This window comes from Pseudomonas sp. MIACH, assembly GCF_001269925.1.
Taxonomy (GTDB): Bacteria; Pseudomonadota; Gammaproteobacteria; order Pseudomonadales; family Pseudomonadaceae; genus Aquipseudomonas.
Window position 1 is genome coordinate 78211 of the sequence record NZ_LHVO01000024.1, and the last position, 23820, is coordinate 102030.

Here is a 23820-nt window from a genome sequence, read left to right on the forward strand (position 1 = left end):
ACCCATGCTCCAAAGCTGCGCATGCCGTGTTGAGACTCAAGAGTCGCCCTGGCTGCTTTGTCGGCGGGGATTTGCGAAAACGAATGAATGAAAAAGATTCGTCAAGGGAGAGTCCGCTGTGCGGACATGCAGCCGAAGCTGACTTCGGGGAATTGCGCTACCTAAACGCGGCCCGGTTAAAGGCCGGCGCGCACTATACCGGAAATACCTGAAAAAGGGAGCTTTTTTTATCGCCAGGCGCCGATAAACCGCGCTGCATCACAGCCTTTGCAGATAAGCGCACCAGGGTCTATTTTTCAAAGGCCCGGCCCTGTTGCTCATGACGCTTAAACGGTTCACCTCCCATTGGTCCGAAACCTTTCCCCTGTCCGAGGGCATACCCCATGAATCAAGCCAACAGCAGCCGCGTCAGCCGTGAACTGCAGGGCCATGTCCTGCTGTTGGGCCTGGATCGGGTCGCCAAGCGCAACGCCTTTGACCTGGACTTGCTCAATGAGCTGAGCCTGGCTTATGGCGATTTTGATCGAAATGAAGAAGCACGGGTGGCCGTAGTATTTGCCCACGGCGACCACTTCACTGCGGGCCTGGACCTGGCAAATGTCAGCGGCGTGATGGCGGGAGGTTGGCAACCGCCGCTGGGAGGTTGCGATCCGTGGGGCGTTTTCGCAGGCACCAGGGTCAGTAAACCGGTGATCGTCGCGGCCCAGGGCTACTGCCTGACCATCGGCATCGAGTTGATGCTAGCTGCGGATATCAATCTGTGCGCGAGCAATACCCGCTTTGCGCAGATGGAAGTGCAACGTGGGATTTTTCCGTTTGGTGGTGCGACATTGCGCTTTCATCAGATCGCCGGCTGGGGCAACGCCATGCGCTGGCTGCTCACCGGCGATGAGTTCGACGCCCATGAAGCGCTGCGCCTGGGCTTGGTGCAGGAGGTGATGGCCAGTGAAGACCTGCTGCCCCGCGCCATCGAACTGGCCAGTCGCATTGCGCGCCAGGCGCCGCTTGGCGTCCAGGCCACGTTGATGTCGGCCCGCCTGGCGCGCATGGAAGGCGAAACCGTTGCGGCTGCCGCGCTGCCGCCGATGGTGGATAAATTGCTGAACAGCGAAGACGCCAAGGAAGGCGTGCGGGCGATGATCGAGAAGCGGCCGGGGGTGTTCAAGGGCATTTGAGTCGCCTGCCCCCGATGGCGTCGGTACAGGCGACTACGTAGCCGGCCGAATCGCCTTGATCAACGGCTGCAACGAATACCCCAGGCGCGGCGCCAACAACTCAGCCCGAGTAGACAGCGCATCCAGATCCAGCTCCTGGTCCAGCTCCGAAGGCACCAGCAGGATCACATTGCCCTCCTTCACCGGCAGTTCCCAGTAATGGCGGTGGTACAAACCACGCAGCAACGCCGCGCCCAAGGGCTTGCCATCGTCGGTGGCCCACTGGTTGATCACCAGCCAACCACCGGGGTTGAGTTTCTTCTGGCAGTTCTCCAGGAAAGTCCACGCCAGGTGTCCGACGCCGGGGCCGACATCGGTGTAGAGGTCGACGAAAATCAGGTCCGCCGATTCAGCAGTCTCCAACAATTCCAAGGCGTCACCGATGCGGATATACAGGCGCGGATCATCATCCAGCCCCAAGTACTCGATGGCCAGGCGCGGCACATCGGGACGCAGCTCGATGGCTTCGACGTCTTCCAGCGGCAGGAACTTGAGGCACGCCTGGGTCAATGTGCCAGCTCCCAGGCCGAGGAACAGCGCGCTCTCCGGCTGCTCATGGCACAACGCGCCGATCAGCATCGCGCGGGTATAGTCATACTCCAGCCAGCTCGGGTCGGCAGTGAACACGCAGCTTTGCTCGATGGCGTCGCCAAATTCGAGAAAGCGGTAATCGGCCACTTCGAGCACACGGATCATGCCGAAATCATCATGGACTTCGGCCAGCAGGCGCTCGACACGCTCCTCTGTCATCACAACTCCTAAACGGGCTTGCTGCACGGCAAAGGCGCGATTGTCGGCCAACCGGCGGCAACAGGTCACGCACTAATTGCTGATAACATTGGCGCCCGACCGTCAATCAGCCAATCGAGTTCATGATGAGCCAACCCTGGAGCCCCGACAGCTGGCGCGCCCTGCCAATCCAGCAACAACCCCAGTACCCGGACGCTGCGCACTTGCTGCAAGTAGAGCAAAGCCTGGCCAGCTATCCGCCGCTGGTGTTTGCCGGGGAAGCCCGCGAGTTGCGCCGTCAGTTTGCGGAAGTGACCCAGGGGCGCGCGTTCCTGCTGCAAGGTGGCGACTGCGCCGAGAGCTTTGCTGAGTTCTCCGCTGCGAAAATCCGCGACACCTTCAAGGTGCTGCTGCAAATGGCCATTGTGATGACCTTCGCTGCCGGCTGCCCGGTGGTGAAAGTCGGACGCATGGCCGGCCAGTTCGCCAAGCCGCGCTCGGCCAACGATGAGACCATCGATGGCATCACCCTGCCCGCCTACCGTGGCGATATCGTCAACGGCATCGGCTTCGACGAAAAAAGCCGCGTGCCGGACCCGGACCGCCTGCTGCAGTCCTACCACCAGTCCACCGCCACCCTCAACCTGCTGCGCGCCTTCGCCCAGGGTGGTTTTGCCGACCTGCACCAGGTGCACAAGTGGAACCTGGACTTTATCGCCAACTCCGCCCTGGCCGAAAAATACAGCCAGTTGGCCGACCGCATCGACGAAACCCTGGCCTTCATGCGCGCCTGCGGCATGGACAGCTCGCCGCAACTGCGCGAGACCAGCTTTTTCACCGCCCACGAAGCGCTGCTGCTCAACTACGAACAAGCCTTCGTACGCCGCGACAGCCTGACCAACGACTACTACGACTGCTCGGCCCACATGCTGTGGATCGGCGACCGCACCCGTCAGTTGGATGGCGCCCATGTCGAATTCCTGCGCGGGGTGAACAACCCGATCGGCGTCAAGGTCGGGCCGAGCATGAACCCGGACGACCTGATCCGTCTGATCGACATCCTCAACCCCGACAACGACCCCGGCCGTCTCAACCTGATCGCGCGCATGGGTGCAGGCAAAGTCGGCGACCACCTGCCCAACCTGATCCGCGCGGTGCAGCGCGAAGGCAAGCAGGTGTTGTGGAGCTCCGACCCGATGCACGGCAACACCATCAAGGCCAGCAGCGGCTACAAGACCCGCGACTTCGCGCAGATCCTCGGCGAGGTCAAGGAGTTCTTCCAGGTGCACCAGGCCGAGGGCACGTATGCCGGCGGGATTCATATCGAGATGACCGGGCAGAACGTTACCGAATGCATCGGCGGCGCGCGGCCGATCACTGAAGATGGCTTGTCGGACCGCTACCACACCCACTGCGACCCAAGGATGAACGCCGATCAGTCGCTGGAGTTGGCATTCCTGATTGCCGAGACGTTGAAGCAGGTCAAACGCTAGCAGACGTTTGGAAATAGGGCTTCCTGTGGCAACAAAGCCTCGTGTGGCGAGCGGGCTTGCCACCAAAGCGCCTTCCGCCTACAGGTGCAGCATGGCTAACCGCAACCGGTCGGCACTCGGCCGCTGGCAATTGAGCTGGATATGTTCAAGCCCCAGCCAGTCGGCCATTTGCCGCAGGTTCAACGCCAGCGCCTGCATCCCCTCTTCATCCAGCCCCGGCTCCTCTTCGTGCACCGCATGCACGGCCAGGCACCCGTTGGCGCGTTCGGCCCGCAGGTCGATCCGGGCAGCGATCCGCTCATTGTGCAAAAACGGCAGCACGTAGTAGCCGTACACCCGTTTTTCTTGTGGGGTGTAGATCTCCAGCCGGTAGCGAAAATCGAACAGTCGCTCGGTGCGGCTGCGCTCCCAGACCAGCGAATCGAAGGGCGACAGCAGTGCGCTGGCCGACACTTTACGTGGCACTTTGGGCTCGGGCAGGCAGTAGGCCACTTGCTTCCAGCCTTGCACCTGGCAGACCTGCAACTGCTCGTCCTCAACCAGTTCGGCCAGGCGACTGCGGCTATCGGCGGGGTCAAGGCGGAAGTAGTCGCGCAGGTCTTTTTCGGTGCCTACACCTAAGGCGGTGGCGCTGTGCAGCAACAAGCCACGCTGGGCCTCGGCCTCGGCCAATGGTGCCTGCTGGAGGATGTCGCCGGGGATGACGCGCTCGGGCAAGTCGTAGAGCCGCTCGAAACCACGTCTGCCAGCAACGGTAACCAGGCCAGCGGCGAACAGCCACTCAAGCGCATGTTTTTCATCGCTCCAGTCCCACCAGGGGCCGGCCCGCTCTTCGCGGGTCGACAAACTGCCCGCACCCAGGGCGCCCTGCTGCTCGACGGTCTGCAAAACGCGCTGGATCGTGGCCTGTTGCTCACGACCAAAACGCGCCATCTGCGAATAAATGCCGCGCCCCTGCTGCGCCCGCTCCATACGCCAACGCATCAACGGGTACAACGCCATCGGCAGCAGCGAGGCCTCGTGCCCCCAATACTCAAACAGCGAACGCCGCCGGCCTTGGCTCCAGGCCGCTTGCTCAAGCATCAACGGCGAGTAATTGCCCAGGCGCGAGAACAGCGGCAGGTAATGAGAGCGCACCAGTGCATTGACCGAATCAATCTGCAACACGCCCAAGCGCTCGATCACGCGGTTGATGTGTGCGGCTTTAATCTGTGCTGGCGCCTGACGCCCGGAAAATCCCTGGGCCGCCAGCGCCATGCGTCGGGCTTGCTTGAGTGAAAAAGACAGGTCGACGGGCATGGGAATCTCCTTGAATGCTCGCGACCTACCCTACTGCACCCGCAGTCATTTTCGCAGCGGATCTTCCCAGAAATGCCGATGGCTCTCCTGCTCCACGTCGGCACGGCTGAGGCCGATGTCCTTGAGCGCATCATCGTTCAAGCTCGCCAGGACCTGGCGTTCGTGGCGCAACACCTGCCAACGCAATACCACTTGCAGCAGCCTGGAAAACGGCTGTTTGGCGATCAACACATAACCTTTCTGACCTTTCATCTTCTCGCCCTCCAGTGGGGATGACGCGAGTGTGTGCCTGGCCTTATGATCAATCCAACGAATGTTTCTTATGCAATACATCTCGGAGATTGATCAATTGTCCGGCTACCCGAGCATCGACACTGAAGTGCTGCGCACCTTCGTCGCCATCGCCGACCAGGGCGGTTTTACCCGCGCAGGAGAACTGGTCAACCGCACCCAATCGGCGGTGAGCATGCAGATGAAGCGCCTGGAAGAAGACGTGTTGCAGCGCAAGCTGTTCGAGCGCGATGGCCGGCAGGTGCGACTGACGCCCGAGGGCCAGGTGTTGCTGGGTTATGCGCGGCGCATCCTTAAGCTCCACAGCGAGGTGTTCAACACACTGCGCGAGCCGCATATGGTGGGGTTGGTACGCATAGGTACGCCGGACGACTACGTGATGCGTTTCCTTCCCGGGATCCTCAAGCGGTTTTCCAAGGCATATCCGCTGATCCAGATCGAGCTGCACTGCGAGTCATCAAGGGTGCTGATGCAGCGACGGGATCTGGCGCTGACCGTTATCAGCCGCGAGCCCGGCAAGGAAATCGGCGAGCTTTTGCGCACAGAGCGCATGGTATGGGCAGCGGCGCCATGTTTTTGCGTGGAAGAGCACGATGCCGTGCCCCTGGCGGTGTCCGGTCCCGACTGCATGTACACGCAGTGGACCCAGGCCGCACTGGATGCAATCGGGCGGGATTATCGCCTGGCGTATCACAGCACCAACGTGGCGGCGATCCTGGCAGTGGTGAGTGCCGGCCTGGCTGCCATGATCTGCATGGAAAGCCTGGTGACTGAAGACTTGCGCGTACTCGGCAGCGACGAGGGTTTCCCAGCGCTGCCCTCGATGAATCTGCACTTGCTGCGTAACCCGCAAATGACCTCCCCCATCACCGAGTGCCTGGCCGAATACATCGTTGAAGGCTTCAGACTTTAAAGGTCAGCATTACCGCACATACCACCAGAAAGCCGCAGAACAGGCCGCGCAACACACGCTCCGGCAACGCATGGGCGACCTTCACGCCCCAGCTGATACTGAGCAAGCCGCCGACGGCGAGCGGCACGCCGATCATCCAGTCCACCTCGTGGTGCCAGGCATAGGTAACCAACGTCACGCCGGTGCTGGGCAACGCCAGGGCCAGCGACAAACCTTGGGCGACGACCTGGGTGGTGCCAAACAGACTGGTGAGCACCGGGGTGGCAACCACCGCGCCGCCCACTCCAAACAATCCGCCCATGGAACCGGACGCCGCGCCCAACACGCCAAGCCAGGGCCAGGAGTAACGCATGTGTGCCGTTGGCGGCGCATTGCGTGTGAACATGCGCAGCAGGTTGTAAGCCGAAAGCGTCAGCAAGAACGCAATAAAGCCGATGCGCATGGCGCCTGCGTCCAGCCCCACCGCCCAGATTGAGCCGAGCCAGGCAAAGCTGAAGCCCATGACCCCCAATGGCAATGCGTGGCGCAGTTCGATGCGGTTGCGCTGGTGGTAACGCCACAGGGCCAGCATCACGTTGGGCACCACCATCACCAGCGCCGTGCCTTGGGCGAGTTGCTGGTCGAGGCCGAACAACACGCCGAGCACCGGGATCGCAATCAGTCCGCCACCAATCCCAAACAGGCCACCCACCGTGCCGAGGGCCGCGCCCAATATCACGTAAATCGCTAAATCCAACACCGCTCGCTACTCCACGTTCTCAGGCCTTGCATGCTACGCAGTCGACTCTAGCGCGGAAACGCACAGCAACGCACAATGGCTGTGCCAATCTCGCACAAGCACTTACCGATGAACCCCAATACGCTGACCGATCAACTGAGCCTGTTTCTGGATGTGTTGGAAACCGGCAGCTTCTCCGCCGCTGCACGTCGCCATCCGCTGACTCCCTCGGCAGTCGCCCGACGCATCGACAGTCTGGAAAGCTCCGTGGGCAGCCGCCTGTTCCAGCGCAGCACTCACGCGGTGGTGCCGACACCGGCGGGCCTGGCCTTTGCCGAACGGGCGCGCAGGATCGTCAGCGAGTTGCAACTGGCGCGGGCGGAAGCCGTTTCCCTGAGCCATGCGCCGGAAGGACTGATTCGTGTGGATGCACCGGCAGCGTTCGGTCGCCGGCACCTGGCACCGGTGATCGCCGACTTCCTCAACGTTTACCCCGGACTTGATGTACACCTGCACTTGATCGACAGTTTTGTCGATATGCAGGGCGCACACCTGGGCAAGGTCGACCTGGTATTGCGTGCCGGGCATATCGTCGATACCCGGCTGATCGCCACGCCCCTGGCCAGTATCGTGCGCATCGCCTGCGCCAGCCCGGCCTACCTGAAAAGCCGTGGCACGCCGGCGCATCCAAGTGAGTTGAGCGAGCATGACGGCCTGGACTGGGACGGTCTGGCGCCGATGTTCGCCTGGCGCTTTGAGTTGGACGGGCGACGTGCAACGTATCGCCCGCGGCGCATCCGCATGAGTGCCAACAACGCTGAAGCGTTGTTATCGGGCGCTCTCGCTGGGCTGGGAATCGCCCATCTGCCCACCTGGCTGGCCAGTGAGTACCTGGTGCGCGGAGAATTGTTGCCACTGTTTTGCGAAAACGGCCTGCCCAGCCCGGAGACCACAGGGATCTACGCACTGCGCCTGGAACAGCAACCCAATGCGCGCAGCCGCTTGTTGCTGGAATACCTCAAGTCCCGATTCAGTCCCGTGCCACCCTGGGATCTGGCGCTGCAGAGTGGACTGGTCTGACCGCTTGGAGCGAATTATCTGGCGCATTAAAGATTTGCCCGCTAGATTCCAGGGCAGACACGCTTTTTTGAGGCACTACCATGAGCAAAAATCCCGCCCCGTGCGAATCCCTGTTACTGGACAATCAACTGTGCTTCGCCCTGCACTCCACCTCGTTGCTGATGACCAAGGTCTATAAACCGCTGCTGCAGGCCCTCGGCCTGACCTACCCGCAGTACCTGGCCATGATGGTGCTGTGGGAAGAAGATGGCTTGACCGTCGGCGAAATCAGCAGCCGCCTGCTGACCGATCCGGGCTCCCTCACACCCCTGCTCAAACGTCTGGAAGCCGAAGGCCTGCTCAGCCGCACCCGCAGCCGTGAAGATGAACGCGTGGTGGTGGTGGAACTGACCGACGCTGGGCGTACCTTGCAGGAAAAGGCCATGGGTGTTCCACAGTGCATTCTCGGCGCCAGCGGTTTGGAGCTGGAGCAATTGCGCAAGCTGCAGGCTGATTTGCTTGTGTTGCGGGGCAACCTGCAGAACGCGATCTAAACACAGCAAGCCCCCTCCGACATTGGTTTGTAGCTACTCACAAAAATATTTGTAAATTTATCTTGCGCGCAAAACATTAGCGCTATACATTCGCACCACCAACTACTTAGCGCGCAAAATTTTAGCACTACAAACCAAGAGGACGACACCATGCAAACTCTCTATACCGCAGTAGCTACAGCCACCGGCGGCCGTGATGGTCGCGCTGTTTCCAACGACAACATCCTCGACGTCAAACTCTCCACCCCTAAAGAATTGGGCGGCGCCGGTGGCCAGGCCACCAACCCGGAACAACTGTTTGCCGCCGGTTACTCGGCCTGCTTTATCGGCGCACTGAAATTCGTCGCCAGCCAGACCAAACGCAAAATCCCGGATGACGCATCGATCACTGCCCACGTGGGCATTGGCCAGATCCCCGGCGGTTTCGGCCTGGATATCGACCTGCACGTCAGCCTGCCAGGCCTGGACCAGGACGATGCGCAAAGCCTGGTCGACGCCGCTCACCAAGTCTGCCCGTACTCCAACGCCACCCGTGGCAATGTCGATGTGCGACTGCACGTAACCGTCTAGGCGCTGATGCAAGCCCGCCAAGCGTCGAAGTAAAAAGCGCCCACAAAAAAGCCCACTTCTAGAAGTGGGCTTGTTTCGTATCGGCGGGGCCAGAATTACTTCTTGGCGCGACCTTTGTACGAACCACCTTCGCGGGTGTCGATCTCGATCAGGTCGTCGATTTCGATGAAATCGGCTACTTGCAGTTCGGTACCATTGCTCAGTTTGGCAGGCTTCATCACTTTGCCCGAAGTGTCACCGCGAGCGGAACCTTCGGTGTAGGCAACCTTACGCACGATAGTGGTCGGCAGCTCTACGGAAACCAGGCGCTCTTCGAAGAAAATAGCTTCGCAGACGTCTTCCATACCTTCTTCGATGAACGGCAGAACGGCTTCGATATCTTCAGCGTTCAGCTCGTACATGGTGTAGTCGGTGGTGTCCATGAACGTGTAGGTGTCGCCGCTGATGAAGGACAGGGTCGCTTCTTTGCGGTCGAGGATCACGTCGTCCAGTTTGTCATCGGCGCTGTAGACGATCTCGGTCTTGTAACCGGTCAGCAGGTTCTTCAGCTTGGTCTTCATGATTGCGCTGTTACGACCGGACTTGGTGAACTCAGCTTTCTGAACCAGCCAAGGGTCGTTTTCGAGACGGATCACTGTACCGGGTTTCAGTTCTTTACCAGTTTTCATTGCATATATCCGAAATTTGGATGGGATTTACAAAAATCAAGGTGGCGTATCATATCCAACTTTCATAAAACTGTACCAGCGCCGTCGCAAGATCGACCTGCAAGCCTTGTTCCAGACACCACCTCTGCGCGTGCCGAGTCAACTCTGGCCAGTGCTCCAACAGCATTTTCCACGGCTGTGCCATATCGCCATCAGTGTTCCAGGCTTGCCAGAGCTCGACCAAGGCGATCTTTGCGGCCGGTGACAAGCCGGCGGTGTACAGGTCCAGGAACGCGTCGAGCTTGTCCAGGTGGATGTCTTCATCCTGGCGATAGATGTGCCACAGCAACGGCCGCCCGGCCCATTGGGCGCGCACGAACGAGTCTTCGCCGCGCACGGCGTTGAAGTCGCAACACCACAGCAAGCGGTCATATTGCTCCTGGCGCACAAACGGCAGCACCTGCACGGTCAGGGCGTCGCGCTGATGAACATCCCCTGCCGACAAGCCTTCGACACCGAGCCAATGCTGCACATCCCCGAGGATGCGCCCTTCCGGCACCAAGAGATGAGTGGCATGCCCGTCGGTCGACAGGATGTCCAGCCAACTGGCCAGCCCGGCGTTTTCGTAGGCGAATAACGAGATGAGTCGCGCACCGGCTGCCGGAAACACACCCAATGCTTGCAGGAATTGGCGCTGCGCAGCGGCATCCTGCTGAAACGCCTGACACTGCTCCAGCAATCCTGTCTCGCGTAACAGCCCACCCGTGCCGGGCCGGAAACCCGGAAAAAAGAAGTACTTCTGCACCCCCTTGAACTTCACCGATGGCAACCGATGGCAACCCACCACCCAGTCTTCGGCGCTGAGGTAATCCAGGTTCATCCACAATGGCGTGCGCTCACGCGCGGCCATGGCTTCCATGTAATCAGGCGGCAACTGGCAGGCGAAGGCGGCGATCACCACATCGCCTGCCGGGGCGCTCGACCACACGGCCGGCCAATGGCGCACATCGACACCCTCTTGCCATTGCTGGTCAAGACGCACATCAATGTCAGGACACATGCGCTCGAAGGCGCGCAGGTCGTCGACCCACAAGCGCACCTCGCACCCCTGCTCTGCCACCAATTGCCGGGCCAGGCGCCAGGTCACGCCAATGTCGCCGTAGTTATCGACGACGCTGCAAAAAATATCCCAGCGGGCTTTCATTCCGGGCTCCAACGCTCAAAGGACTCGATTGTCCGCATAAATGCGCTGATGCAGAAGGCTTGATCGCGATTATTCTGCGCAGTGGCTGTGCGACAATCGCCGCCATGCCGTTAATGCCTGCCAGGAGGCCATCATGTCCGATCGCTCGTTGTCGCTGCCCAAGCTCACGCTCGCCATTGCCCTCGGGGTGTGGCTGGGATTTATCGCTATTGCGCTGACCACCTGGCTGGCGTCGCGCTATCTGTTCCCGCAGAGCCTGGCGCCCGTGGCCCAGGCCGTTGAGCAACTGGGTAAACCTGCACCGGTTACGCCGGAGCCGCCGAACCGTATGTTCGAGCAGTACCAACAGACCCTGCAGAAGCAGGAACAACAGCAAGCCTTGGACCAGGCACGCAACAACGCACGCAATCTGTCCAACCCCAAATGCCAGTTCTGGTTGCAACAGGACCAGAACGCGCCCAATGAAAAGACCCGGGCCAATGTCCTGCAATTCTGCGATTGATGACCATGAATAAACACGCTGTTCACCAGTTGATCCTGGAAAAGCTCACCGCCGACCTCGACATCGCCCAGCGCGCCGCGCAGACCGCCTACGAAACCGCGACCCACGAAGAAAATATCGCCGAAAACAAACACGACACCCTCGGGCTGGAGGCGTCTTACCTGGCAGCCGGGCAAGCCAAGCGCGTCGAGGAAATCAAGCAGGCGCTAGCGCTGTGCCAGAACCTGCCACTGCGTGCGTACGATGATCAACGTGGCATAGAAGTCGGCACACTGCTGGGCCTGGAAGACGAGAACGGCCGCCAGCAGTGGCTGTTCCTGGCACCGGATGCGGCGGGTTTAAAGGTGGACGTGGTCGGGCAACCGGTGACCGTCATCACCCCGCGTTCACCCTTGGGCAAAAGCCTGCTGGGCAAGTTCGAAGGTGATGAGGTGGAGATTCTGGTGGCAGGCGCCCGGCAACACTTTACGGTTACCGAGGCCAAATAACCCCCTTAATGGACGGGCAATTCCACGCCGTCGAACAGCTCTTCCAATTCCTGCTTGTTGTGGCACTGGATCGCCTTGGCCATGACTTCGCGGGTCAGGTGCGGGGCAAACTTCTCGATGAAGTCGCACATGAAGCCCCGCAGGAAAGTGCCACGGCGGAAGCCAATCTTGGTCACGCTGGACTCGAACAGCTCGCTGGCATCGAGCACCACCAGGTCTTTATCGAGGTTGGTATCGACCGCCATCTTGGCAACGATACCCACGCCCAGGCCCAGGCGAACATAGGTCTTGATGACGTCGGCGTCGGCAGCGGTAAACACCACTTTCGGCGTGAGGCCACGATGGCTGAAGGCTTCGTCGAGCTTGGAACGACCCGTGAAACCGAAGACGTAGGTCACGATCGGGTATTCGGCCAGGGCTTCCAGGGTCAGCTTCGGCAACTTGGCCAATGGGTGGCCCTGGGGCACGACAACGCAACGGTTCCAGCGGTAGCACGGCATCATCACCAAGTCGCCGAACAGCTCCAGGGCTTCGGTGGCGATGGCGAAATCGACGGTGCCATCAGCGGCCATCTCGGCGATCTGCATCGGCGACCCCTGGTGCATGTGCAGCGCCACGTCCGGGTATTGCTTGATGAAGTCGCGGATCACCGGTGGCAATGCATAACGCGCCTGGGTGTGAGTCGTGGCAATCGACAGGGTGCCTTTCTTCTCGTTGGAGAATTCCTGGGCGATCTGCTTGATGCTCTCGACTTTGCGCAGGATTTCGCCGGCAGTGGTGATGATGCGCTCACCGGCCGGGGTGACACGGGTGAGGTGCTTGCCGCTGCGCGCGAACACCTCGACGCCCAGCTCGTCTTCGAGCAGGCGGATCTGCTTGCTGATACCGGGTTGCGAGGTGTAAAGGCTTTGAGCGGTAGCGGAAACGTTGAGGTCGTGGTGCGCCACTTCCCAGATGTAGCGCAGTTGTTGAAGCTTCATATGTATCCCTCAAAGCAGATAGACGCCACGGGTATCAGCGACGGTATATAACTATATTAAAGGTTAGACTTATAAATCTAGAACTTTTTATCGTTTCCAACCGATCACACGTCATCACTGCGTCGACGTTGTAACGATGGCACCAGGTAAACAGGCACCGTAGACAGCTGCAGCACCCGCGCGGCAGTACGTCCAAGCGGTGTGGACGTTCCCGTCGCGTGGCTGTGACTTCCGACGATCAACAGGTCTACGGACAGTTTGCGCAACTGGTCGAGAATCACCTCGCACGGATCCCCCTGGATCACCCGCACCGAGCGGATCAACTTCAAATCCTGCTCATTCTCCCCCAACTCCTCGCGGAAACTCTCGAGCACCCGCTGCTCGATAGTCGCCATCACCGTACTCAAACCCTGAGCCTGCCACTCACTCAAGGCCTGTTCATCAAGGTAGCTCTGCAACACCGATTCGGCGAACAACCCGATGGGTTCGACAGCGTGAATCACGTACAGGTCAGCCTTGAACGTCCGCGCCAGCGCCAGTGCATGCTGCATCACATAGGGCGCGTACAGACCAAGGTCCGTGGCGTACAGCATCGAACGAATCATAAAACCTCCCTGGACTGCCGGAATGGAGGAGATTGAATGAGCTTAGCAGCGCCCCTAACTCTCGGCCTGAATCCTCACTTCGTTACTGATGCCATGGGGCACATGCCCGGTGGCCACCACCTCCCTGGCTTTCTCACAATGACCGGCCTGGTCATCGAAAAACACATCTGCGGCAAACGCCTCCAGGAACGCGGATTTCTCCAGGCCGCCGAGAAACAAAGACTCGTCCAGGCGAATGTCCCACTCACGCAACGTACGAATCACCCGCTCATGAGACGGCGCCGAACGAGCGGTGACCAACGCCGTGCGGATCGGGCACGCCTCATCAGGAAACTCACGCTGCAACAGGTTCAGCGCCGCCAGGAACCCCTTGAAGGGCCCGCCGTGCAAGGGCTGGCGCGCCGATTCGCGCTCGCTGGCCTGGAATGCCGCCAACCCGCCGGCCTGGTAAACGCGCTCCGACTCATCGGAGAACAGCACCGCGTCACCGTCAAAGGCGATGCGCAGTTCCTCACTGGAAGCCCGGCGCGCACCGCCCGACAGAATCGTCGCCGCTGCAAAGCCGGCCTCGAGGGCGCTGCGCACATCTTCAGCATGGGTAGAAAGAAACAGATGGCAACCAAACGCCGCTAAATAAGGATAAGGACTACGCCCTCCTACGAAAGCAGCGCGGGAAATATCCAGGCCGTAGTGCTGAATCGAGTTGAATACGCGCAGGCCGGTGTCGGCGCTATTGCGCGATACCAGCACCACTTCGACCCGAGCGCGGCCCAGGCTGGCGTTAAGACTCAGCAACTTCTTGACCAGCGGGAAGGCGTCGCCAGGTTCGAGGATTTCTTCCTCGTGCTCAATCTGGTATTTGCGGTAGGCCTCGACACCCTGCGCCAGGTAGACCTTGTGGCTGTCGCTCAAGTCGAACAGCGCACGCGACGAAATCGCCAGCACCAGTTTATCGCCCAATCCCTTCGCCATGCATTTACCCCCGACTCAGCGATTACGCCGATCAATAAAACTTAAGGCCTGGTACAGCGCCTGCATCCGCGGCAACTCGCAACCGGCGGCCTTGGCGGCTGCCAATGGTCGAGCATAGATGGCCGCCAGCTCCAGCGGTCGTTTATGCAGGTGGTCGTGGTACATGCTCGGCAAGTAGTCATCCATGGTCTCGGTCATGGAAAACATCTGCTCAGCGTAACTCTTGGGGATTTCATGGCCACAGGCATGGGCGCCCTGTACCACCTCGGCCATCAATGCCTGGATCAGCTCTCGGCTGGATTCGTCCGCCATCATTGCCGTGGTGCCCGTTCCCAACAATACAGAAAGGCCGTTGTACGGCACGTTCCACACCAGCTTGTGCCAGCGCGCCTGATGCACATTGGCCATGGCCTGGGACTCGATCCCGGCCTTATGAAACAACGCGGCGCCGGCTTCGACAATCGCTTTCTGACGAGCCTCATCGTTGGCAGCCGAACCGCTGTGATAGCCCAGGTTGACCCGACCCAGGGCTTGATGTTCAACCACACCCGGACCGGAGCGGTGCACGCCGATGTAGCACAGCCCGCCGAGAAGATGCAGCGACGCCGGCAGGTGTTCGCGCAGACTGTCCTCGACATCCAGGCCGTTTTGCAGCAACACCACTTTGGCGTCAGGCGCCGCGACCTGGGCAAGGGTCGGCGCCAGTTCCACATTGCCGGTGGATTTGGTCCCCACCAGCAGCCAATCGCACGGCGGCATATCGGCGGCACGGGCGTAGGCCTGCACCGGATGCAGGTGCAGGTTGCCATGCAGATTGCTATTGACGCGCAGTCCACGCTCGCTGACCGCCGCGTATTCACTGCGCAGCAGGAAGTGCACATCGAAGCCAGCACGTGCCAGCATCAGGCCGTAGAACCCCCCGATGGCGCCGGTGCCGATAATGCCGATACGTGGCGACTGGGGTTCAAGTGCGGTCATGGCAAATCCTCCGGGGTGCGGGTAAGTGCTGTTTTTACTGCTTCGCAGGTGTCAGCTGGCGTAAGGCGTGTCTGTATCTGTCCGAGGAATTGACCCTCGCACACCACAAACAACGCCGGCAAATGAAAGATCTGGTAGCGTTCGACCGCACCGCCGTTGTGCCCGGCATCCACCCAACACACGCGGTCCACAGGCAAACGCCAGCCCGGCAACTGCTGGCGCGCCCAACGGCAACTGGAACAACCGACGCTGGTGAACACCACCAGCGAAATACCTGGCAATCCCAGCAATTGCTGGTCAATATCCAGGTCGGTCAATTCCAGTTCCTTCACTATACTGCTGCTGCCGCCGTCAACTGGACGGTGCTCGGAGTCCGTGTACATGGGTCGTTTTTTACCTCACCCTGATGATGTCGCTGTCGAGTTAATCCAACGCCCCTCTCCCGCCATACCCCGCCAACGCCTGCTCACTGTCGGCCTGGGCGGCATCGCCTGCAATTGGCCCCGTGCCTGGCGTCAGGGCACGGCTGTTGATCTGCTCATTCCCTCCCTGGGCGCCACCGCTCGCTACCCAGGCTACGTGGCCTGGTGTCGCAAGGTGGAAAACGGCTACCGCGTAGGCATCTCGTTTACCGATGAACACGCGTTGTTCGGCGCGCGCATGGGCGAGCAAGCATGCAGGATAGAGCGCTATTGCCGCCAGCACGAAGATACCGATCCGACGCCCCAGCAGGTCGAAGCCCTGGCGCGGGAATGGGTGCTGCGCCATGCCGTCGAGTTCTCCCATGAGGCGGTTGTGCAGGCTGTGCGGGATTAAAGCGGGCTTTGCCCATTGTCGCGGGCCCGTATTACGCGCTAAGGTTCCTCCCCCTGCATTCAAATCATGCTGTGCCCGCCGCACGGGGATGGCTGGCGGCCGGCACCCGTGACCCTGGCGAGTAACACGATGGCTGATTTACCGATCAATGACCTAAACGTCGAATCCAACGAGACCCTGATCACACCCGATCAGCTCAAGCGCGAAATCCCCTTGAGCGACGCTGCCCTGCAGACCGTCACCAAGGGCCGCGAAGTCATCCGTGACATTCTCGACGGCACCGACCATCGCCTCTTTGTGGTGATCGGCCCCTGCTCGATCCACGACCTCAAGGCTGCCCACGAATATGCTGAGCGCCTCAAGGTGCTGGCAGCGGAAGTGTCCGACACCTTGTACCTGGTGATGCGCGTCTATTTCGAGAAACCGCGTACCACCGTCGGCTGGAAAGGCTTGATCAACGACCCGTACCTGGACGACTCGTTCAAGATCCAGGACGGTTTGCACATCGGTCGTAAATTGCTGCTGGACCTGGCCGAAATGGGCCTGCCCACCGCCACCGAAGCGCTGGACCCGATCTCCCCGCAGTACCTGCAGGACCTGATCAGCTGGTCGGCCATCGGTGCACGTACCACCGAATCCCAGACTCACCGCGAAATGGCGTCCGGCCTGTCCTCGGCCGTAGGCTTCAAGAACGGCACCGACGGCGGCCTGACCGTGGCGATCAACGCGCTGCAATCGGTTTCCAGTCCTCACCGTTTCCTGGGTATCAACCAGGAAGGCGGTGTCTCCATTGTCACCACCAAGGGCAATGCCTACGGTCACGTGGTGCTGCGCGGCGGCAACGGCAAGCCCAACTATGACTCGGTCAGCGTTGCGCTGTGCGAGCAGGCGCTGAACAAGGCCAAGATCAAGCCGAACATCATGGTCGACTGCAGCCACGCCAACTCCAACAAAGACCCGGCCCTGCAGCCACTGGTGATGGAAAACGTTGCCAACCAGATCCTCGAAGGCAATCAGTCGATCATCGGCCTGATGGTCGAGAGCCACCTGAACTGGGGTTGCCAGGCGATTCCGAAGGACCTGGCCGACTTGCAGTACGGCGTATCGATCACCGATGCCTGCATCGACTGGTCTGCCACCGAGAACACCCTGCGCAGCATGCACGCCAAGCTCAAGGACGTATTGCCGAAACGCAAACGCACCTGAACCTGTATCTGAAGGGTGCGCACACAAAAACGCCGGGCTGAGCCCGGCGTTTTTCATGCTGCATTTTATGCTTCAAAGCTTCGCGGCATGGCGCTGGTGGCGCTCCATGTAGCGTTCCACATAGGAGCACGACGGGATCACCGTGTAGCCTTGCTCTTCGGCGAACTTCAACGCTTCCTCGGTCAACGCGGCTGCAATGCCACGGCCGCGTAGTGCGTTGGGCACGAAGGTCCGATAGATGTCCAGGGTCTGCTTCCCGAGGTCCATATAGGTCAGATAGGCACGATGACCGTCCACATTGGTCTCGAACTGATGACCAGCCTGGTCATGGTGGATGGACAACGCCTCGCTCATCACTACTCCTCGCGGGTCTTGGATTCTGACCCCTACCTTACCGATGTTTTTCCGGCGAAGGAACATCTACGCCACCCCGTGCCGGTTTCGACAACGAGAAAACCTCTAGCGCTCACAACCAGCACGTAGGGAATAGTAGGCACCAATCCTGTCGTTGCTCAAGACGTACCCGTCATCCCAGCCGCTGGTGGATATAGAAAGGGCCTCGATCAACCGGTGACCGAAAGCCTGAACATTGCCGGCAGTTGAACCTTAAGACGAACAGGCGCTCTTAAAGTCACCTCTACATGCGTAAAAGATACTCTGGCAAGCAACGTCAAACGTAACCAAAGTGTCGGCGCAGATATATAAATTTTCATCTGATTGCCAGGCTCGGCACATGCGGGCCGGTGCTTTCAGCCTGGATCCAATCTTCATCAGAATGAAAAAATTTGGACGGTTTTTATACAAACCTCCAAAAGATTAGCCAAAATAGATTCGGTGCGAGAATTTTTTTTGCTTCTTGCGCTACGTCAGTTTACTTACTACAAGTAATGGGTAGTATGTACGCCGGCTATTAGCTCACTCTGAGAAAGTAGCCATTTAATAGAAAGTCCTTGAAGGGGAACACGATGAACAACGTTCTGAAATTCTCTGCTCTGGCTCTGGCCGCAGTTCTGGCTACCGGTTGCAGCAGCGTCTCCAAAGAAACCGAAGCTCGTCTGACTGCAACTGAAGACGCAGCAGCTCGCTCCCAGGCCCGTGCAGACGAAGCCTACCGTAAAGCTGATGAAGCTCTGGCTGCTGCTCAAAAAGCACAACAGACTGCTGACGAAGCTAACGAGCGCGCTCTGCGTATGCTTGAAAAAGCTAGCCGCAAGTAATAATCCCTCGGGATTGTTATCAAGCCGATCCATTCTTGGATCGGCTTTTTTATTGCCTGCGATTCGGCTCTCGATTGCAGGCAATAAAAAGCCCGCCGCAGCGCAAGACCGTGGCGGGCTCATTAGCGGACCAGACGTTTACTGCTGCAGATCAATCGGCGCGCTGGAGGCAATCGGTGCAGCACCCGGCACACCGATCTCGGTCGGCAGGCCATCTTCGGCCGCGACCACATCACGCACCTGATCCCAGTTCACCCGTAGGTGATTGGCCAGGTCTTCACGCTTGAGCAAGGCGTTGATCACGGCCGTGTGCTTGTCGACCACCGAGGGGGTGCCGTCGTCGTTCAAGGGCGTATGCGCTTCGAGATACACCTTGCCGCCGCTGCTGCCGAACTTGTAGGCATCGTTGATAATGCGCACCGACGTCCCCACCGGGACCATCCCGGCCATTTCCAGCACGTTGTTGTTGAACATGCGGAAGCAGCCGTGGCTGGTCCGCGTGCCGATGCCGAATTTCATGTTGGAACCATGGATCAGGTAACCCGGCGTCCCCAGGGTGAACTTGAACGGACCCAAGGGGTTGTCCGGGCCGGCCGGCACCACGTTGGGCAGCGGGTCGCCGTTGGCGGCGTGCTCGGCCTTGATCGAGGCCGGCGGAGTCCAGGTCGGATTCGGTGTTTTGGCGATAATGCTGGTGTGGGCGATAGGTGAACCCCAGCCCTCACGACCGATTCCCAGCGGAAAGGTGTAGACCACGTCCTGGCCCTTGGGGAAATAGTAGAGCCGGTATTCCGCCAGGTTGATCACGATGCCTTCCCGTGGACCAGGTGGCAGGATGAAACGCGTCGGCAGCACAATCTCGGTGCCCGCCCCCGGCAACCAGGCATCGACACCCGGGTTGGCCGCGACCATTTCCGAATAACCCAGGTCGTAGGTAGTGCCCAGATCAGCAAAGGTATCTTCGTACTTGGCCTTGATCACCTGGACCTGACCGACGATATCTTCACCCGGTGGTGGCAAGGGCAGCTGCAAGGCTGACGCAGAGCCGGCCGCACAAAGGGCAGCGATAGACAGGCAGCAGGTGATGACGGAAAGGCGCGACAACATCCGGAAAATCCTTCGCAGAACGACGGGTAGGTAAAAATCGATTGTATACGTGAAGCGCGCTTCTAGCTGCCCCTACAACTCGAAACGTAACTCAGGCCAGATCGGCGGCGTGCCACGCTTCTGCGACTCCAGAATAGCGCGGCACAATGGGCACAGGCGCTGGTCCTGGAAAATCGAACGATCCACCTGCGACCAGCGCGGTTGCGCCGGCAATAGTGTGCCGCACAGCGTGCGATCAATGGAGCCGCCCAGTTCCAACTGGCGCGTCACCAGATGCACCCGCACTTCCTGGCAGGCGAACAGATCCAGCTGCTCATCCGGCTCGATCAGTTGGTAGTTAAACAGGGACCAGGCAGGACGCGACATCGGGGGCTCCAGATCGGGGGGGCGCCACCTTAGCCGAAAGCCTGCCGGTAGAAAAGCGTCATAGCAGCGGTTTTAGCGTCGGCCAGACATTTTCCAGCAATTTGCCCTGGGCGCCGACAGCCGGGTGAAGTTGATCCGCCTGCATCAGCTCCGGATGACCACCCACTCCTTCAAGGAAAAACGGTACCAGCGGGATGTTTTTTTCCTTGGCCAGCGTGCCAAAGACTTCGGCGAATGCCGTGGTGTATCGCGGGCCATAATTGGGCGGCAACTGCATCCCCAACAACAGCACCTTGGCACCGCCGGCCTTGGACTGATCAATCATCGACGCAAGATTTTGTTTCAATTGCGCCGGTGGCTGCCCACGCAAGCCGTCGTTACCGCCCAACTCGATCACCACCACGTCCGGCTTATGCTCTGCAAGCGCCGCAGGCAGCCGCGCGAGACCTCCGGCACTGGTATCACCACTAATGGAGGCGTTGACCACTTTATCGTCGAAACCCTCCTTCTTGAGCCGTTGCTCCAGCAGTGCCACCCACCCTTTGCGGGTATCCAGGCCGAAACCGGCACTGATACTATCGCCAACGATCAGGACTGTACCCGCCGCTGCGTTCTGGGCCATGCACATCAAGGCCAGGCCAGCACTCAAAAACCACATTCGCATCGGATTCTCCATGGGCGCAAGCATTCTCACCGCGCGGAACCTCAGCAAAGTGGTTCCCAGCGCGGAAGGTGAACTGACTATCCTGCACGAACTGAGCCTGGAACTGAACAAGGGCGATAGCCTGGCTATCGTCGGCAGCTCCGGTTCCGGCAAATCCACCCTCCTCGGCCTGCTGGCTGGCCTCGACCTGCCCAGCAGCGGTGAAGTCACGCTCGCTGGCCAGGCGCTCAGCACCCTCGACGAAGACCAGCGCGCCCGCATCCGTGCCGAACACGTGGGGTTTGTGTTCCAGTCGTTCCAACTGCTCGACAGCCTCAATGCGCTGGAAAACGTCATGCTGCCGCTGGAGCTGGATGGCCGCAAAGACGCCCGCGAACGCGCCAAGCACCTGCTGGAACGCGTGGGCCTCGGCCAACGCCTGACCCACTCACCACGCCAGCTTTCCGGGGGCGAGCAGCAACGGGTGGCGATTGCCCGCGCCTTTGCCGCCGAACCGGACGTGCTGTTTGCCGATGAACCCACCGGCAACCTCGACAGCCACACCGGCGAGCGCATCAGCGATCTGCTGTTCGAGCTCAATAAAGAAAGCGGCACGACCCTGGTGCTGGTCACCCATGACGAGCGCCTGGCTCATCGTTGCCGACGCCTGATCCGCCTTGAAGCCGGCCTGATGGTCGCCCCCCTGGAGCCTTGATGGCACGCTTGCCGCTGTTGCGCCTGTTCAGCCTTGCCATGCGCCAATTACTGCGCGACGCCCGCGCCGGCGAGTTGCGTGTGTTGTTCTTCGCCCTGCTGGTAGCCGTGGCCGCCAGTACCGCCATCGGTTATTTTGGCGCCCGCCTTAACGGCGCGATGTTGTTGCGCGCCACCGAATTCCTCGGCGCCGACCTGGTGCTCGAAGGCAGCTCACCGGCCCGCCCCGAACAAATCCGCTCCGGGACCGAACTGGGCCTGGATCACGCCCGCGTGGTTGAATTTTCCAGCGTCATTGCCACCGACAATGGTATCCAGCTCTCCAGCATCAAGGCGGTCAACGAGCAGTACCCGCTGCGAGGTGAGCTAAAGAGCGCAGGGGCGCCCTTTGGGGACGAAACCCCGGGCGGCGGGCCGAAACCCGGTGAAGCCTGGGTCGAGTCGCGCCTGCTGACGGCACTGGACCTGAAAGTCGGCGACAGTATCGATGTGGGCATGAAGACCCTGCGCCTGGCACGCATACTGACCTACGAACCGGATCGCGCCGGCAACTTCTACAGCCTGACCCCCAGGGTAATGATCAACCTGGCAGACCTGGACGCCACCGGCGTGGTCCAGCCAGGCAGTCGTGTCAGCTACCGCGAGTTGTGGCGTGGGCCGCAGGCCAGCACCGCGCTGCAAACCTACCGTGACCTGATCAAACCGGGGCTTGCACCCAACCAGCGTCTTCAGGATTCACGGGACGGCAACCAGCAGATTGGCGGCGCCCTTGGCAAAGCCGAACGCTACCTGAACATGGCCAGCCTGGTGGCCGTGCTGTTGGCCGGTGTGGCCGTGGCCCTGTCGGCCAACCGTTTTGCCACCCGCCGTTTCGACGCCAGTGCGTTGCTACGTTGCCTTGGGTTGTCGCGACGCGAGGCCATGTTGCTGTTCAGCCTGCAATTGAGTGTACTGGGGTTGCTGGCGAGCCTGGCCGGTGCGCTGCTCGGCTGGCTGGCACAGTTTGGCTTGTTCTATTTCCTGCACGACCTGCTGCCGGCGGACGTTCCGCCAGGCGGACTGTTGCCGGCCATTGCCGGGATCGGCACCGGACTGGTCGCTCTCGCGGGTTTCGCCCTGCCACCGTTGGCCGCACTTGGTCGCGTACCACCGCTGCGAGTGTTGAGGCGCGACCTGCTGCCCATCCCGTCCAGCACCTGGATGGTCTACGGCGCTGCGCTGTTCGCCCTGGGCCTGATCATGTGGCGCCTGAGCCTCGACCTTGTGCTGACCTTCGCCCTGCTGGGCGGCGGCGTGGTCGCCGCGCTGGTGCTGGGTGGCTTGCTCCTGCTGCTGTTGCAGAGCCTACGACGCCTGCTGGCCCGCGCGTCCCTGCCCTGGCGCCTGGGCCTGGGCCAATTGCTGCGCCACCCGCTGGCGGCGGCGGGCCAGTCCCTGGCGTTCGGCTTGATCCTGTTGTCCATGGGCTTGATCGCACTGCTGCGTGGCGAGTTGCTGGACACCTGGCAAAACCAATTGCCCAAGGACGCACCTAACTATTTCGCCCTGAATATCCTGCCAGCCGATAAGGACGCCTTTAGTGCCCGACTGCTGGAAGTGCAGGCACAATCAGCGCCGCTGTACCCGGTCGTGCCAGGACGGTTGATCAGTATCAATGGCGAGCCAGTACAGGAAATTGTCAGCAAGGACTCCAGCGGTGACCGCGCGGTACAACGCGACTTGAGCCTGACCTGGGCCGCCGACCTGCCGCCGGGCAATACCCTGACCGAAGGCTCATGGTGGTCGCAACAACCCACCGATGGAATTCCCGGAGTCTCGGTGGAAGCCAAGGTCGCGCAAAGCCTCAAGCTCAAGCTGAACGATCATCTGGTGTTCACCATTGCCGGGGAAAATCGTGAGGCGCGAGTTGCCAGCCTGCGAACCATCAACTGGGATAACTTCCAGCCGAACTTCTTCATGATTTTCCAACCGGGTACCTTGACGGACCTGCCGGCCACCTACCTGACCAGCTTCTACCTCGCACCTGGGCGTGATCAGCAGATCGTTGATCTGTCCCGCGCCTTTCCGGCGGTGACCATCCTGCAGGTCGAGGCCCTGCTGGAGCAGCTGCGCAGCATCCTCGCCCAAGTGACCCTGGCAGTGGAATATGTGTTGTTGTTTGTACTGGCTGCAGGGATGGCCGTGCTGTTCTCCGGCCTGCAAGCCACGTTGGATGAGCGCATTCGCCAAGGCGCACTGCTGCGAGCACTGGGCGCAGAGCGCAAGCTGCTGGTCAAGGCGCGGCGTATCGAGTTTGGCTTGCTGGGCGCAGTCAGTGGCTTGCTGGCGGCATTGGGTACCGAGTTGGTGACGTGGGTGCTGTACCGCTACGCCTTCGACCTGGCCTGGCACCCGCACCCCTGGCTATTGCTGCTGCCTGTGATCGGCGCTGCATTGATCGGCGGTGCCGGGGTGTTCGGCACACGCCGTGCGCTGAATGCGAGCCCGCTGACGGTATTGCGCGAGGGCTGAGCGGCCAATGACCCGCCTCCCTTG

28 protein-coding genes are annotated in these 23820 nt (G+C 60.5%); 13 read left to right on the forward strand and 15 right to left on the reverse strand.

The genetic code is table 11. From position 1 onward, the window contains the following. Positions 1–383 precede the first annotated feature (383 nt). Positions 384–1175 (forward strand): crotonase/enoyl-CoA hydratase family protein, encoded by a 792-nt coding sequence (locus AD670_RS08880; RefSeq protein ID WP_053130661.1) that lies wholly within the window; start codon positions 384–386, stop codon positions 1173–1175. 33 nt (positions 1176–1208) lie between these two features. Here AD670_RS08880 and AD670_RS08885 read toward each other — a convergent pair whose 3' ends face one another. Continuing rightward, positions 1209–1964 (reverse strand): spermidine synthase, encoded by a 756-nt coding sequence (locus tag AD670_RS08885; protein WP_032889040.1) that lies wholly within the window; start codon positions 1962–1964, stop codon positions 1209–1211. A 125-nt stretch (positions 1965–2089) separates the two neighbouring features. On the opposite strand from AD670_RS08885, the gene AD670_RS08890 reads away from it, so the two are divergent. Then, positions 2090–3436 carry a class II 3-deoxy-7-phosphoheptulonate synthase gene (locus tag AD670_RS08890; protein WP_053130664.1) on the forward strand — a complete coding sequence of 449 codons (1347 nt, stop codon included), beginning with the start codon at positions 2090–2092 and terminating at the stop codon, positions 3434–3436. A 78-nt stretch (positions 3437–3514) separates the two neighbouring features. Here the strand turns inward: AD670_RS08890 and AD670_RS08895 are convergent, their stop codons facing one another. Further along, a complete protein-coding gene (locus tag AD670_RS08895; protein WP_053130667.1) occupies positions 3515–4735 on the reverse strand; it encodes a winged helix-turn-helix domain-containing protein in 1221 nt (406 codons plus the stop codon). 45 nt (positions 4736–4780) lie between these two features. Further along, positions 4781–4987, reverse strand: a complete 207-nt coding sequence (locus AD670_RS08900) for a DUF1127 domain-containing protein (RefSeq protein WP_053130669.1) — start codon at positions 4985–4987, stop codon at positions 4781–4783. A gap of 70 nt (positions 4988–5057) precedes the next feature. Here AD670_RS08900 and AD670_RS08905 point away from each other — a divergent pair, with 70 nt between their 5' ends. Further along, the gene (locus AD670_RS08905) at positions 5058–5939 is read left to right on the forward strand and encodes a LysR substrate-binding domain-containing protein (protein ID WP_053130672.1); all 882 of its coding nucleotides are present in this window, start codon (positions 5058–5060) and stop codon (positions 5937–5939) included. On the opposite strand, the gene AD670_RS08910 is transcribed toward AD670_RS08905, so the two are convergent. Continuing rightward, on the reverse strand, positions 5929–6678 hold the full coding sequence (locus AD670_RS08910; RefSeq protein WP_053130675.1) for a sulfite exporter TauE/SafE family protein: 750 nt from the start codon (positions 6676–6678) through the stop codon (positions 5929–5931). The genes AD670_RS08905 and AD670_RS08910 overlap by 11 nt on opposite strands. Before the next feature lie 108 nt (positions 6679–6786). Between AD670_RS08910 and AD670_RS08915 the strand changes: the two genes are divergently transcribed. The 3 genes from AD670_RS08915 to AD670_RS08925 all read left to right on the forward strand — a co-directional run bounded on the left by AD670_RS08915 (position 6787) and on the right by AD670_RS08925 (position 8840). Then, the gene (locus AD670_RS08915; protein ID WP_053130678.1) at positions 6787–7737 is read left to right on the forward strand and encodes a LysR family transcriptional regulator; all 951 of its coding nucleotides are present in this window, start codon (positions 6787–6789) and stop codon (positions 7735–7737) included. 80 nt (positions 7738–7817) lie between these two features. Then, positions 7818–8270, forward strand: coding sequence for a MarR family winged helix-turn-helix transcriptional regulator (locus AD670_RS08920; protein WP_053130681.1), 453 nt, complete (start codon positions 7818–7820; stop codon positions 8268–8270). A gap of 150 nt (positions 8271–8420) precedes the next feature. Further along, complete coding sequence (locus AD670_RS08925; RefSeq protein ID WP_053130683.1) at positions 8421–8840, forward strand: organic hydroperoxide resistance protein; 420 nt, start codon at positions 8421–8423, stop codon at positions 8838–8840. A 95-nt stretch (positions 8841–8935) separates the two neighbouring features. Here the strand turns inward: AD670_RS08925 and AD670_RS08930 are convergent, their stop codons facing one another. Next, a complete protein-coding gene (locus AD670_RS08930; RefSeq protein WP_003172723.1) occupies positions 8936–9508 on the reverse strand; it encodes an elongation factor P in 573 nt (190 codons plus the stop codon). 49 nt (positions 9509–9557) lie between these two features. Further along, the gene (gene earP, locus AD670_RS08935) at positions 9558–10691 is read right to left on the reverse strand and encodes an elongation factor P maturation arginine rhamnosyltransferase EarP (protein WP_053130686.1); all 1134 of its coding nucleotides are present in this window, start codon (positions 10689–10691) and stop codon (positions 9558–9560) included. Positions 10692–10824: 133 nt separating this feature from the next. Between earP and AD670_RS08940 the strand changes: the two genes are divergently transcribed. Next, positions 10825–11193, forward strand: a complete 369-nt coding sequence (locus tag AD670_RS08940; protein ID WP_053130688.1) for a hypothetical protein — start codon at positions 10825–10827, stop codon at positions 11191–11193. A gap of 5 nt (positions 11194–11198) precedes the next feature. After that, complete coding sequence (locus AD670_RS08945) at positions 11199–11681, forward strand: GreA/GreB family elongation factor (protein WP_053130754.1); 483 nt, start codon at positions 11199–11201, stop codon at positions 11679–11681. 5 nt (positions 11682–11686) lie between these two features. On the opposite strand, the gene cysB is transcribed toward AD670_RS08945, so the two are convergent. From cysB to AD670_RS08970, 5 genes are all read right to left on the reverse strand, one after another. Continuing rightward, entirely contained in the window at positions 11687–12661 is a 975-nt protein-coding gene (cysB, locus tag AD670_RS08950) for an HTH-type transcriptional regulator CysB (RefSeq protein ID WP_003189876.1), read from the reverse strand. A 104-nt stretch (positions 12662–12765) separates the two neighbouring features. Beyond that, positions 12766–13266 (reverse strand): universal stress protein, encoded by a 501-nt coding sequence (locus AD670_RS08955; RefSeq protein ID WP_053130690.1) that lies wholly within the window; start codon positions 13264–13266, stop codon positions 12766–12768. 54 nt (positions 13267–13320) lie between these two features. Further along, positions 13321–14238, reverse strand: a complete 918-nt coding sequence (locus AD670_RS08960; RefSeq protein ID WP_053130692.1) for a 5'-nucleotidase — start codon at positions 14236–14238, stop codon at positions 13321–13323. A gap of 15 nt (positions 14239–14253) precedes the next feature. After that, positions 14254–15216, reverse strand: a complete 963-nt coding sequence (locus tag AD670_RS08965) for a putative 2-dehydropantoate 2-reductase (protein WP_053130694.1) — start codon at positions 15214–15216, stop codon at positions 14254–14256. Then, positions 15213–15599 carry a thioredoxin gene (locus AD670_RS08970; protein WP_053130696.1) on the reverse strand — a complete coding sequence of 129 codons (387 nt, stop codon included), beginning with the start codon at positions 15597–15599 and terminating at the stop codon, positions 15213–15215. The genes AD670_RS08965 and AD670_RS08970 overlap by 4 nt, the downstream gene beginning before the upstream one ends. On the opposite strand from AD670_RS08970, the gene AD670_RS08975 reads away from it, so the two are divergent. Further along, positions 15598–16032, forward strand: coding sequence for a pilus assembly protein PilZ (locus tag AD670_RS08975; protein ID WP_053130698.1), 435 nt, complete (start codon positions 15598–15600; stop codon positions 16030–16032). The two genes, AD670_RS08970 and AD670_RS08975, sit on opposite strands and share 2 nt — an antisense overlap. A 129-nt stretch (positions 16033–16161) precedes the next feature. Beyond that, the gene (locus tag AD670_RS08980; protein WP_053130701.1) at positions 16162–17238 is read left to right on the forward strand and encodes a 3-deoxy-7-phosphoheptulonate synthase; all 1077 of its coding nucleotides are present in this window, start codon (positions 16162–16164) and stop codon (positions 17236–17238) included. Positions 17239–17310: 72 nt separating this feature from the next. On the opposite strand, the gene AD670_RS08985 is transcribed toward AD670_RS08980, so the two are convergent. Continuing rightward, complete coding sequence (locus tag AD670_RS08985) at positions 17311–17592, reverse strand: GNAT family N-acetyltransferase (RefSeq protein ID WP_027606976.1); 282 nt, start codon at positions 17590–17592, stop codon at positions 17311–17313. A gap of 611 nt (positions 17593–18203) precedes the next feature. On the opposite strand from AD670_RS08985, the gene oprI reads away from it, so the two are divergent. Next, complete coding sequence (gene oprI, locus AD670_RS08990) at positions 18204–18455, forward strand: outer membrane lipoprotei OprI (protein WP_003172710.1); 252 nt, start codon at positions 18204–18206, stop codon at positions 18453–18455. Positions 18456–18593: 138 nt separating this feature from the next. Here the strand turns inward: oprI and AD670_RS08995 are convergent, their stop codons facing one another. The 3 genes from AD670_RS08995 to AD670_RS09005 form a co-directional block, all read right to left on the reverse strand. Next, a complete protein-coding gene (locus tag AD670_RS08995; protein ID WP_053130703.1) occupies positions 18594–19562 on the reverse strand; it encodes a L,D-transpeptidase family protein in 969 nt (322 codons plus the stop codon). Positions 19563–19634: 72 nt separating this feature from the next. Continuing rightward, a complete protein-coding gene (locus AD670_RS09000) occupies positions 19635–19928 on the reverse strand; it encodes a hypothetical protein (RefSeq protein ID WP_053130706.1) in 294 nt (97 codons plus the stop codon). 58 nt (positions 19929–19986) lie between these two features. Further along, positions 19987–20592: an arylesterase gene (locus AD670_RS09005; protein ID WP_053130709.1), complete on the reverse strand. Its 606-nt coding sequence runs from the start codon at positions 20590–20592 to the stop codon at positions 19987–19989. Between the two features lie 10 nt (positions 20593–20602). Between AD670_RS09005 and AD670_RS09010 the strand changes: the two genes are divergently transcribed. Beyond that, on the forward strand, positions 20603–21286 hold the full coding sequence (locus AD670_RS09010) for an ABC transporter ATP-binding protein (RefSeq protein WP_016972350.1): 684 nt from the start codon (positions 20603–20605) through the stop codon (positions 21284–21286). Then, complete coding sequence (locus AD670_RS09015; protein ID WP_053130712.1) at positions 21286–23796, forward strand: ABC transporter permease; 2511 nt, start codon at positions 21286–21288, stop codon at positions 23794–23796. The genes AD670_RS09010 and AD670_RS09015 overlap by 1 nt, the downstream gene beginning before the upstream one ends. Positions 23797–23820 lie beyond the last annotated feature (24 nt).

Excerpts from the sequence above, each read along its gene's own strand:
- AD670_RS08880 (WP_053130661.1), top strand. The coding sequence starts at position 384 with ATGAATCAAGCCAACAGCAGCCGCGTCAGCCGTGAACTGCAGGGCCAT.
- AD670_RS08885 (WP_032889040.1), bottom strand. The coding sequence starts at position 1,964 with ATGACAGAGGAGCGTGTCGAGCGCCTGCTGGCCGAAGTCCATGATGAT.
- AD670_RS08890 (WP_053130664.1), top strand. The coding sequence starts at position 2,090 with ATGAGCCAACCCTGGAGCCCCGACAGCTGGCGCGCCCTGCCAATCCAG.
- AD670_RS08895 (WP_053130667.1), bottom strand. The coding sequence starts at position 4,735 with ATGCCCGTCGACCTGTCTTTTTCACTCAAGCAAGCCCGACGCATGGCG.
- AD670_RS08900 (WP_053130669.1), bottom strand. The coding sequence starts at position 4,987 with ATGAAAGGTCAGAAAGGTTATGTGTTGATCGCCAAACAGCCGTTTTCC.
- AD670_RS08905 (WP_053130672.1), top strand. The coding sequence starts at position 5,058 with ATGCAATACATCTCGGAGATTGATCAATTGTCCGGCTACCCGAGCATC.
- AD670_RS08915 (WP_053130678.1), top strand. The coding sequence starts at position 6,787 with ATGAACCCCAATACGCTGACCGATCAACTGAGCCTGTTTCTGGATGTG.
- AD670_RS08920 (WP_053130681.1), top strand. The coding sequence starts at position 7,818 with ATGAGCAAAAATCCCGCCCCGTGCGAATCCCTGTTACTGGACAATCAA.
- AD670_RS08925 (WP_053130683.1), top strand. The coding sequence starts at position 8,421 with ATGCAAACTCTCTATACCGCAGTAGCTACAGCCACCGGCGGCCGTGAT.
- AD670_RS08930 (WP_003172723.1), bottom strand. The coding sequence starts at position 9,508 with ATGAAAACTGGTAAAGAACTGAAACCCGGTACAGTGATCCGTCTCGAA.
- earP (WP_053130686.1), bottom strand. The coding sequence starts at position 10,691 with ATGAAAGCCCGCTGGGATATTTTTTGCAGCGTCGTCGATAACTACGGC.
- AD670_RS08940 (WP_053130688.1), top strand. The coding sequence starts at position 10,825 with ATGTCCGATCGCTCGTTGTCGCTGCCCAAGCTCACGCTCGCCATTGCC.
- AD670_RS08945 (WP_053130754.1), top strand. The coding sequence starts at position 11,199 with ATGAATAAACACGCTGTTCACCAGTTGATCCTGGAAAAGCTCACCGCC.
- cysB (WP_003189876.1), bottom strand. The coding sequence starts at position 12,661 with ATGAAGCTTCAACAACTGCGCTACATCTGGGAAGTGGCGCACCACGAC.
- AD670_RS08955 (WP_053130690.1), bottom strand. The coding sequence starts at position 13,266 with ATGATTCGTTCGATGCTGTACGCCACGGACCTTGGTCTGTACGCGCCC.
- AD670_RS08960 (WP_053130692.1), bottom strand. The coding sequence starts at position 14,238 with ATGGCGAAGGGATTGGGCGATAAACTGGTGCTGGCGATTTCGTCGCGT.
- AD670_RS08965 (WP_053130694.1), bottom strand. The coding sequence starts at position 15,216 with ATGACCGCACTTGAACCCCAGTCGCCACGTATCGGCATTATCGGCACC.
- AD670_RS08975 (WP_053130698.1), top strand. The coding sequence starts at position 15,598 with ATGGGTCGTTTTTTACCTCACCCTGATGATGTCGCTGTCGAGTTAATC.
- AD670_RS08970 (WP_053130696.1), bottom strand. The coding sequence starts at position 15,599 with ATGTACACGGACTCCGAGCACCGTCCAGTTGACGGCGGCAGCAGCAGT.
- AD670_RS08980 (WP_053130701.1), top strand. The coding sequence starts at position 16,162 with ATGGCTGATTTACCGATCAATGACCTAAACGTCGAATCCAACGAGACC.
- AD670_RS08985 (WP_027606976.1), bottom strand. The coding sequence starts at position 17,592 with ATGAGCGAGGCGTTGTCCATCCACCATGACCAGGCTGGTCATCAGTTC.
- oprI (WP_003172710.1), top strand. The coding sequence starts at position 18,204 with ATGAACAACGTTCTGAAATTCTCTGCTCTGGCTCTGGCCGCAGTTCTG.
- AD670_RS08995 (WP_053130703.1), bottom strand. The coding sequence starts at position 19,562 with ATGTTGTCGCGCCTTTCCGTCATCACCTGCTGCCTGTCTATCGCTGCC.
- AD670_RS09000 (WP_053130706.1), bottom strand. The coding sequence starts at position 19,928 with ATGTCGCGTCCTGCCTGGTCCCTGTTTAACTACCAACTGATCGAGCCG.
- AD670_RS09005 (WP_053130709.1), bottom strand. The coding sequence starts at position 20,592 with ATGCGAATGTGGTTTTTGAGTGCTGGCCTGGCCTTGATGTGCATGGCC.
- AD670_RS09010 (WP_016972350.1), top strand. The coding sequence starts at position 20,603 with ATGGGCGCAAGCATTCTCACCGCGCGGAACCTCAGCAAAGTGGTTCCC.
- AD670_RS09015 (WP_053130712.1), top strand. The coding sequence starts at position 21,286 with ATGGCACGCTTGCCGCTGTTGCGCCTGTTCAGCCTTGCCATGCGCCAA.